Source organism: Candidatus Halocynthiibacter alkanivorans (assembly GCF_003333265.1).
GTDB lineage: Bacteria > Pseudomonadota > Alphaproteobacteria > Rhodobacterales > Rhodobacteraceae > Halocyntiibacter_A > Halocyntiibacter_A alkanivorans.
In genome coordinates, this window is record NZ_QOLB01000159.1 from 63,828 (window position 1) to 71,949 (window position 8,122).

Genomic DNA, 8,122 nt, shown 5'->3' on the forward strand with positions numbered 1-8,122 from the left:
TGAGGGTTGGTGTATTCGCCGGCACGCGGAGCGGCGCTGCAATGTGGCGTCCGATACTGTCATCCGGTCATAAAAGCGCGCGCCACTGTTTTCGTCAAGCGTTCTGGCATATTCCCTCTGGCCGCCTGGCCAAAAGGCGCGGCGCAGGTTAGCCCCTGATCTGACGGCCCTGCTGCCACACCGCCTGTAATTCCAGCTCATCACTCAGATGCACCATGTCAGCGACGGCGCCGCTGCGCAGATGCCCAACGGAGCGATTGCCAATGACAGCAGCCGGGATCGATGTCGCCATCTGCAACGCCATCTCCAGATCACAGCCCACGTCCTGCACCATCACCTTCAGCGCCGTTGCCAGATCCAGATCCGCGCCGGCCAGTGTCCCGTCTGCCAGCGTCAATTGCCCGTTTTTGCGACGAATTTCGCGCCCGTCGAGCATGAAACTGCGCTGATCTGTGCCGGCAGGCGCCATCGCGTCGGACACCAGAAAGATCTGCCCCGGACCCCGTTTTGCCCGCAGTGCCAGCCGCATCGCCACCGGGTGCACATGCAGCCCGTCAGCAATCAGCCCGCAGGACAGCTCGCCCAGATCAAGCGCTGCGCCGACCATCCCCGGCGCACGATGGCTCAGCGGGCTCATCGCGTTGAACAGATGAGTGACGCAGCGCGCACCCGCACGTACCAGAGCCAGGCAATCATCGTAATCCGCGCCGCTGTGCCCCAGCGATACCACCGCCCCGGCGGAGACCAGCGCCGCCACCTGATCTGGCGAAACACTTTCGGGCGCCAGTGTCAGCATCAGCGCCGGCAGCGCGCGCGCAGCGTTACAGAGCAGTGCCAGGTCTTGTGCATCCATCGCCCGGATCAGCGCCGCATCATGGGCGCCCTTGCGCCGTGGATCCAGATGCGGGCCTTCCAGATGCAGCCCGATCAGCCCCGGCATACTGGTGGCCACCGCGCCGTGCGCCGCAGCAATCGCCGCGCGCACATGTTCAAAACTGGCAGTGATCAGCGTCGGCAGGACCGACGTCGCGCCCAAAGCCGCATGGGCCTGACAAATCTTCAAAAGCGTGTTGCTGTCCTGGCGGTCATTGAACATCACCCCGCCGCCGCCATTGACCTGCAGATCAACAAATCCAGGGGCCAATATTCCGCCGCCCAGGTCGGCCACCGCGGCAGCTGCAGGCACATCCGTCGCAGCACAAGTGCCAAGCACGCGCCCGTCCTGCACCAGCAATACCACCGCCTTGTGCATCTGCGTGCCGTCAAACAGCCGGTCGCAGCGAAAAGCCGTCATCTGCTGGCCCATAGAGCTCTCCGTTTTGCTTCTGGCGCGACCTGCGATGCTGCTGCACCACTCCCCGGCCATAATAATCCTGGGCCCGCCCGGGCTGACAGTATCAGTCCGCAAATGCGGGTCAATGCCGGCTGTTACTCCCGGGATCATCAGCGGCTGACACCACGTCAGACTTGACCACTCCGCCCTTGTGTTCGAGCATCCGGCCAAAGGAGATCCGATGCAACGCCTGTCCCTGATGATGTCTCACTGGTCGATCCCGGCCATGATACTTGCAGTGCTTGCCGGCGGTCTCAGCCTGTCGCTGCAAGCCCCGGCCTGGCTCTGGTTTTTGGTGCCTTTGGGCATCCTGGCGCAGATGCTGAACGAATACTCGATGCATCGCTACATCTTTCACCTCGCGCCGCCGCGGCGTCAGTGGCAGTTCAACCTGCTCTATATGGCCCATTACGGCCACCATGATTTCCCCACCCACCCCAGGCTGTTTTTTGCGCCGGGTTGGGTGACACTGCCGGTGCTGGCGATCAATTACGCGGCGCTCTTTGGCCTGCTGCGCCTCGCCGGTCTGGATCAGGCGTTTAACATCGCCACCGCCGTGGTGCCGGTGGGTGGGGCACTGACGTTTCTGGGCTATGAATGGTTCCACATGACCGCGCATCTGCCGGTGGGCAAAACCCGGGTTGAGCGCCATGTCACCACCCTGCACAACCAACACCATTTTCGCGATTTTTCCCGCTGGTTTCATGTCTCCCCCGGAGGCGAGGTGATCGACCGGCTGATGGGCACCGCCATTGAGCGCGAGGCGCTGAAAAGCAAACAACGTATCGAATTCATCCGCACTCTGGGCATGACGCCGGATGACTCCAGGCTGGTTGCAGCGCGCCATCACTATGCGGAAAGATACGGGCTCAGCCCTGCGGACATCGCCCGCGCCGCCCGGGGCTGAGCGTCGGGAGTGCATCTGAACGGCCAGAGGGCGCGGTGGTCTGGTGCTGAAGCGGTTTTTACGATCTGGGCCAGCTCCCCCCGCCCCTGACCTCAGACGATCAACAGCCCTGTTCCGGCAGCACCGGCGCGCTTTTTTCCAGCGCCAGCTCCGCGTCGGAAAACTTCCACGGGCCACGCACGCCGGGCACACCCTCAGGTGTCACCACCATGCCGCGCGCGACGATCTGCGGATCGGCAAAGGCCGCTGCCACCGAATTGATCGGCCCCGCCGGCACCGTGGCCGCCTCCAGCGCCGACAACAGCGCGGCAGAGCCCCAAATCGCCAGCGATTCCGTCAGCGCGCGCGTCAGCGCCTCACGATGCGCCACCCGCTCATGGTTGCTGGCAAAGCGTGCATCTGAGCCGAGATCGCCGCGTTGCAACACGCCACAGAGACGCTGAAACTGGCCGTCATTGCCGACCGCCAGAATGATGTGCCCATCCGCGGTTGGCAGCACCTGATAGGGTGCAATATTGGGGTGATCATTGCCGCGCCGCGCCGGACTGTCGCCGGTGGCCAGATAATTCATCGCCTGATTGGCCAACAAAGCGGTGGCGCAATCCAGCAAAGACATATCCACCTGCTGGCCGCGGCCGGTGCGGTGGCGCTGCTCCACCGCAGCCATCACCCCGATGGTGCCATAGAGCCCGGTGACTATATCGGTGACTGCGACGCCGACTTTTTGCGGCTGACCCTCTGGTTCACCAGTGATCGACATCAGCCCGGACATGCCCTGGATCAGAAAGTCATAACCGGCACGGTTGGCATAAGGCCCGTCCTGACCAAACCCGGTGATGGAACAATAGATCAGTCGCGGATGGTCCGCCCTGAGACTGTCATAATCGAGACCGTATTTCGCCAACCCGCCAACTTTGAAATTCTCGATCACAATATCGGCGTCCCGGAGCAACCTGCGCACGATCTGTTGGCCCTCTTCGGTGCGGAAATCAGCAACCACCGACGTTTTGCCCCGGTTGGCCGCATAAAAATACGCCGCCGTCCTGTCGCCGTCCCGTTCAATGAACGGAGGCCCCCAGCGGCGGGTGTCGTCCCCTTGCGGGCTTTCGACCTTAATCACTTCAGCCCCGAGGTCGGCAAGCGCCTGACCAATCCAGGGACCGGCCAGTATCCGGGCAAGTTCAACGACCTTCAGGCCTTCAAGCGGTTTCATATTTATGTCCTGAACAAAGGGGCTGCGCCGGAATTCCATATCGCCCGTTCAGTGCCGGGGTCTGAACAGCCAATTGGCGGCACAGTGCGCAATTTACTGCCCCTGTGCCAGCGCAGAATCCGCCACGGTTTTTTTTGTCCCCGGAAGCACACATGTACTGCCGAGCGTATGAACGGGTTCATTGCGTCCCAAAACCAGGCCTGTCCGGCACCTGGTTCAGAACGATGTTCGCCTTTCGTATCTGTAATTGCATAAGTCTGGTGCCAAAATGTGCAATTTTCATATAAGTTCGCAGTTGTTATCGATACCACTGGTGTCTCCTGCCGCGCTGTGGTTGAAGGAAGCAATGTGACTTTCCCAAAGGAGACACCGATGACAGCGGAAATCGGCTTGATTGGCCTCGGTACAATGGGCGCAGCTCTGGCGCTTAACATTGTCGAAAACGGTTTTGAAACGGCGGTTTACAACCGGACCTGGTCCCGGACCGAGGAGTTCATGGGGTCTGCCGGTGATTTGGCTTCGCGCCTTCAACCGTCTGAAACATTGAAGGATTTCGTCTCCTCTCTGGCCAGCCCCCGCAACATCATTCTGATGGTTCCCGCCGGAAAACCAGTGGATGACATGATTGCACAATTGCAACCACTGCTGGATCAGGACGATCTGATTATCGATGCGGGCAACGCCAATTTCCGTGACAGCCGCCGGCGCGCGTTTGAAGCGAAAAACACCGGGCAACCCTTTCTGGGTATTGGAGTTTCCGGTGGCGAAGAAGGCGCGCGCAAAGGCCCGTCAATCATGGGTGGCGGTGAAAAATCCGCCTGGGACCGGGTTGCACATATCCTCACAGCAATCTCAGCGAAATTTGGCGACACCGCCTGTTCCACCTATATGGGTACGGACGGCGCGGGCCATTTTGTGAAGACCGTACATAACGGCATTGAATATGCCGATATGCAAATGATTGCAGAGGTTTACGGTATCATGCGCGATGGTCTCGGCATGGATTCTGCCGCCATTGCTGCCGTATTCGCGCGCTGGAATCAGGGCCCGCTGCAAAGCTATCTGATCGAAATTTCCGGACAGGTTGCCGCTGCGACGGATCCTGCAACCGGCAAACCGATGCTGGATGTCATTCTGGATGCGGCCGGTCAAAAAGGCACCGGGCGCTGGACGGCCATCGAAGCGCTGCATCTCGCGGCACCCGCGACCACCATCGAATCGGCGGTTGCAGCCCGGAACCTTTCCTCGCGCCTGAGCGAGCGGGCGCAGGGCGAGGCCATTTTTGGCGCAGCCCCTCAACCCGTTGATTTTGATGGCATTATTGACCTGCTGGAGCAGGCGCTTCTGGCCGGAAAAATCGCCTGTTACGCCCAGGGTTTCGGACTTCTTCGCGCTGCGTCCGATGAGTTTAGCTGGGATCTTCCGATGGCCGAAGTGGCCCGGGTCTGGCGCTCCGGCTGCATCATCCGTTCCGCGATGCTGGACGATATGGCCGATGCTCTGACAAAAACTCCGGACCTGAACCTGATGTTCGCCCCGGATTTTGCACACCGCCTGAAAGAAAGCCACCAAGGTCTGCGCCAGGTCATTGCAAAGGCAGCACTTTCCGGCGCTCCGGTGCCTGCGCTGTCTGCTGCCCTGTCCTATTTTGATACCATGCGCACTGCGCGCGGCACCGCCAATATGATCCAGGGCCAGCGCGACTTTTTTGGCGCCCATGGCTTCGTGCGTCTGGATGACGGCACGTCTGGAAATCACGGCCCCTGGGCGATGTAAGTCTTTAATTTAAAAGAATTCCCCGGCGGCGCTGGCCGCCGGGGAAAGCGTATCAGATACAGTCAATAAACAGCTGACGCAGGTTTTCCGAAGTCAGTTCAATCGGATTGCCACCACAGCTTGGGTCGCTCAGAGCCATTGCGGCCAGATCATCCAGCTTATCGGTGCCGACACCCATTTCAGACAGCTTCTGTGGGATCGCCATAGCGTTGTTCAGCTCCTGGACATAATCACAGAACCCGTTGAAACCACCGGAAATTCCCAGGTAACCCGCCGCAGTATCAAAACGATCTTTGATCACTGGCGCGTTAAACCGCAGCACTGCAGGCATGCAGACCGCATTGGTGGTGCCATGGTGTGTGTTGTAAACCGCACCAATCGGGTGGCTCAGCGCATGGATCGCGCCCAGTCCTTTTTGGAACGCGGTTGCCCCCATTGTCGCTGCCGACATCATATGCGCACGAGCCTCGAGATCAGTGCCGTCCTCATAGGCGCGCGGCAGGTAGTCTTTGACCAGGCGCATGCCTTCCAGTGCAATGCCCTGAGACATCGGGTGGTAAAACGGGCTGGAATAAGCTTCAACACAATGGGCAAAGGCGTCAAGTCCAGTGCCTGCGGTGATAAATTTAGGCATGCCCACGGTCAGTTCAGGGTCACAGATCACCACCGCCGGCAGAACCTTGGGGTGGAAAATGATCTTTTTGACATGGGTCACAGAATTGGTGATCACCGACGCACGCCCCACTTCTGAGCCGGTGCCGGCGGTGGTTGGCACCGCGATGATCGGCGCGATCACATCTGCGTCGGCCCGGGTCCACCAGTCGCCCACGTCTTCGAAATCCCAGACCGGACGGGTCTGACCCGCCATGAAAGCGACCATTTTGCCCAGATCAAGCCCGGAGCCGCCGCCAAAGGCGATCACGCCATCGTGGTTGCCGGCTTTATAGGCGGCAACACCATCGGCCAGGTTGAGCTCGTTCGGGTTGGGATCTACCTGGGAAAACAAACCGCGGCCAAGACCCGCTTCTTCCATAATGTCCAACGTCGCCAGGGTGATAGGCAGGGACGCGAGGCCCTTATCCGTCACCAGCAGCGGGTTTTTGATCCCGGCTGCTGCACAGGCTTCGGGCAGTTCTTTGATCCGGCCGGCGCCGAATTTCATCGTGGTCGGGTAGGACCAGTTGCCAACGAGGTTCATGACGTTACTTTCTTCAGGTGGTAGGATTTTGGACGGGTCAGGTTGTGATAGCCGATCATGCTCAGCGCCCCACCACGTCCGGTGTTTTTGCAGCCGGTCCAGCACAGGCCCGGATCGAGGTAATCAGCCCGGTTCATAAACACGGTGCCGGTTTCAAGCTCGGCGCCAATTTGTTCAGCACGATCAAGGTCCTGGGTCCAGAGCGAGGCGGTCAAACCAAACTCAGAATCGTTCATCAGAGCAATGGCTTCCGCGTCCGAGGACACTTTCATAATGCCAACAACAGGGCCAAAGCTCTCGTCCCGCATCACCCGCATTTCATGACTCACATTGGTCAGGATCTGCGGCGTCAGATAGGCGGCACCATCATCGGCCGCCATGGTGGCAATATGGGCCACAGCACCGGCGTCCACAGCTTCTGCGATCTGGGCGCGAACTTCTGCTGCAAAACGTACATTGGCCATCGGACCCATGGTGGTGTCGGCGTCCAGCGGATTGCCGAGCGTATATCCGTTCACGATATCAATGGCTTTGGCCAGGAACGCGTCATAGAGGCTTTCGTGCACATAGATGCGCTCAATGCCACAGCAACACTGACCGGCGTTGAACATGGCGCCATCAATCAGCGTATCAACCGCCGCGTCCAGGTTCGCGTCTTCCATCACATAACCCGGGTCTTTGCCGCCCAATTCGGTACCCACACCGGTAAATGTGCCAGCCGCAGCTTTTTCCATCGCCTGACCACCACCGACGGAGCCGGTGAAGTTCACGAAACCAAATGATTTTTCCGCGATCAGTTTCGATGTGGTGTCGTGATCCAGGAACAGGTTCTGGAATACGTCCGCAGGCACGCCGACCTCATGAAACGCGCGCGCCATACGTTCGCCGACCAGAAGCGTCTGGGTCGCGTGTTTCAGCATCACCGCATTGCCGGCGATCAGCGCGGGCGCAACGGTGTTAATCGCTGTCATATAAGGGTAATTCCACGGCGCAATCACCAGAACAACGCCATGGGCTTCGCGTTTGATGATACGGCGGAAGGTATCGCCGTCTTCCACTTCGACGGGTTTCAACGCCTCTTCAGCGATTACCGCCATGTGGGAGGCGCGCTCGTTAAAGCCACCAAATTCACCACCGTAACGGGTCGGGCGGCCCATCATATGCGCCAGTTCGGTGACAACTTCATCACCCATTTCGCCAACGCGGGCCACGCCGGCCATCACCAGATCAATCCGCTCCTGTAACGGGCGTTTGGCCCAGGCTTTCTGCGCGGATTTCGCTGCATAAACAGCGGCCTGCGCCTCGGTGAGGCTTAAACACGGCCGTTCAGCATATACTGAACCGTCGATGGGGGAGATACATTTGAGAACCTTAGTCATGGCATCCTCTTTAAAACCAGAACTGCCCCATACAGGGGCGAGGGGCCCGGGCAATACGCCCGGACAATTCAGGCGCCTCAGGCGCGTTCAAAACCGCGTGCGATTTCGTAATCGGTCACCACACGGTCAAATTCTTCAAGTTCCCACTCCGCCGCACGGCTGTAATGGTCTACCACATCGTCGCCAAATGCGGCGCGCAGCATTTGTGAGCCTTTCAGCGCGTCGCGGGCATCACGCAGGTTTTGCGGAATAAAGCCCGTGTCGCCCTCATAGGCATCGCCAACGGTGGGCGCGGCGAGTTTCTCAGCATCTTCAA

Annotated in this window: 6 protein-coding genes and 1 pseudogene; 2 read left to right on the top strand and 5 right to left on the bottom strand. The window is 59.6% G+C overall.

The window, feature by feature from the left end:
- Positions 1-148 precede the first annotated feature (148 nt).
- Positions 149-1,306, bottom strand: coding sequence for an N-acetylglucosamine-6-phosphate deacetylase (gene nagA, locus DWA01_RS21260; RefSeq protein ID WP_114287815.1), 1,158 nt, complete (start codon positions 1,304-1,306; stop codon positions 149-151).
- A 208-nt stretch (positions 1,307-1,514) separates the two neighbouring features.
- Here nagA and DWA01_RS21265 point away from each other — a divergent pair, with 208 nt between their 5' ends.
- Positions 1,515-2,240 (top strand): sterol desaturase family protein, encoded by a 726-nt coding sequence (locus DWA01_RS21265; RefSeq protein ID WP_114287816.1) that lies wholly within the window; start codon positions 1,515-1,517, stop codon positions 2,238-2,240.
- 100 nt (positions 2,241-2,340) lie between these two features.
- Here the strand turns inward: DWA01_RS21265 and DWA01_RS21270 are convergent, their stop codons facing one another.
- A complete protein-coding gene (locus tag DWA01_RS21270) occupies positions 2,341-3,453 on the bottom strand; it encodes a CaiB/BaiF CoA transferase family protein (RefSeq protein WP_114287825.1) in 1,113 nt (370 codons plus the stop codon).
- Between the two features lie 372 nt (positions 3,454-3,825).
- On the opposite strand from DWA01_RS21270, the gene gndA reads away from it, so the two are divergent.
- Positions 3,826-5,229: an NADP-dependent phosphogluconate dehydrogenase gene (gndA, locus tag DWA01_RS21275; protein ID WP_114287817.1), complete on the top strand. Its 1,404-nt coding sequence runs from the start codon at positions 3,826-3,828 to the stop codon at positions 5,227-5,229.
- 52 nt (positions 5,230-5,281) lie between these two features.
- Here the strand turns inward: gndA and DWA01_RS21280 are convergent, their stop codons facing one another.
- From DWA01_RS21280 to DWA01_RS21290, 3 genes and pseudogenes are all read right to left on the bottom strand, one after another.
- Positions 5,282-6,427, bottom strand: a complete 1,146-nt coding sequence (locus DWA01_RS21280; protein WP_114287818.1) for an iron-containing alcohol dehydrogenase — start codon at positions 6,425-6,427, stop codon at positions 5,282-5,284.
- Complete coding sequence (locus tag DWA01_RS21285) at positions 6,424-7,806, bottom strand: aldehyde dehydrogenase family protein (protein WP_114287819.1); 1,383 nt, start codon at positions 7,804-7,806, stop codon at positions 6,424-6,426. The genes DWA01_RS21280 and DWA01_RS21285 overlap by 4 nt, the downstream gene beginning before the upstream one ends.
- A 77-nt stretch (positions 7,807-7,883) precedes the next feature.
- A pseudogene (locus tag DWA01_RS21290) lies at positions 7,884-8,122 on the bottom strand (glutamine synthetase); the annotation flags it as partial.

Excerpts from the sequence above, each read along its gene's own strand:
- nagA (WP_114287815.1), bottom strand. The coding sequence starts at position 1,306 with ATGGGCCAGCAGATGACGGCTTTTCGCTGCGACCGGCTGTTTGACGGC.
- DWA01_RS21265 (WP_114287816.1), top strand. The coding sequence starts at position 1,515 with ATGCAACGCCTGTCCCTGATGATGTCTCACTGGTCGATCCCGGCCATG.
- DWA01_RS21270 (WP_114287825.1), bottom strand. The coding sequence starts at position 3,453 with ATGAAACCGCTTGAAGGCCTGAAGGTCGTTGAACTTGCCCGGATACTG.
- gndA (WP_114287817.1), top strand. The coding sequence starts at position 3,826 with ATGACAGCGGAAATCGGCTTGATTGGCCTCGGTACAATGGGCGCAGCT.
- DWA01_RS21280 (WP_114287818.1), bottom strand. The coding sequence starts at position 6,427 with ATGAACCTCGTTGGCAACTGGTCCTACCCGACCACGATGAAATTCGGC.
- DWA01_RS21285 (WP_114287819.1), bottom strand. The coding sequence starts at position 7,806 with ATGACTAAGGTTCTCAAATGTATCTCCCCCATCGACGGTTCAGTATAT.